An 868-nucleotide genomic window follows, 5' to 3' on the forward strand; every position below is an offset into this window, starting at 1 on the left:
GGCAGCCTCGCGCTCCTTGCGGACGCCGCTCACATGCTGACCGACGCCGGCGGGCTTGCGCTTGCACTTCTGGCCATCCGCTTTGCGGAACGCCCGGCGACGCCGCAGAAAACCTACGGCTATCTCAGAGCCGAGATTCTGTCGGCGCTGGCGAATGCTGTCGTGCTTTTGCTGCTAACGGTTTACATTCTCTACGAGGCCTATCAGCGGTTCTTGGCTCCCCCCGAAATCCTGGGTGGTCCGATGCTGGCGGTTGCGGCGGTCGGCCTCGTGGTTAATCTCATCAGTATGCGCCTTCTCGCCGGCGGCTCGTCGGAGAGCCTCAACGTGAAAGGAGCTTATTTCGAGGTCTTGTCCGATATGCTGGGTTCGCTCGGCGTGATCGTGGCCGCGCTCGTGGTCCTGTTTACTGGCTGGTCTCTCGCTGACCCGCTAATCGGCGCCGGCATTGGACTCTTCATTGTACCGCGCACATGGACTCTCCTAAAGCAGGCGACCCATATCCTGCTTGAAGGGACACCCCCCGAGGTCGATGTGAGCCTGCTTGAAAGCAAGCTGCGGGCCATCCCAGGCGTGAATGCGGCGCACGAACTGCACGTGTGGACCATCACCTCAGGGATCGATGCGATGAGCGGCCATCTCGTCCTAGCCGACATGGCCGACGGTGCTCGGATCCTTCGCATGGCGCGGCAGGTCATGACGGAGGAGTTCGGGATCAATCACATCACGATTCAGATCGAGAACGAAGAACTGCGCGCCGAGGAGAAGGACCTGCGGGTCTGATCGCTTAGTCACGCGAGGCCCCGTCACACTAACGCCGGGCCCTTAGGGTTACGGACGAGGGCCACCTGGATCGCTCCGGAAAGGC

General features: G+C 61.8%; 1 protein-coding gene. It reads left to right on the forward strand.

Annotated features, from left to right (window positions below):
- Positions 1-783 (forward strand): cation diffusion facilitator family transporter (locus OC446_RS30520; protein ID WP_262032610.1); only part of this gene is annotated, 783 nt, incomplete at its 5' end.
- Positions 784-868: the final 85 nt, after the last annotated feature.

Source organism: Microvirga sp. Mcv34 (assembly GCF_024519725.1).
GTDB lineage: Bacteria > Pseudomonadota > Alphaproteobacteria > Rhizobiales > Beijerinckiaceae > Microvirga.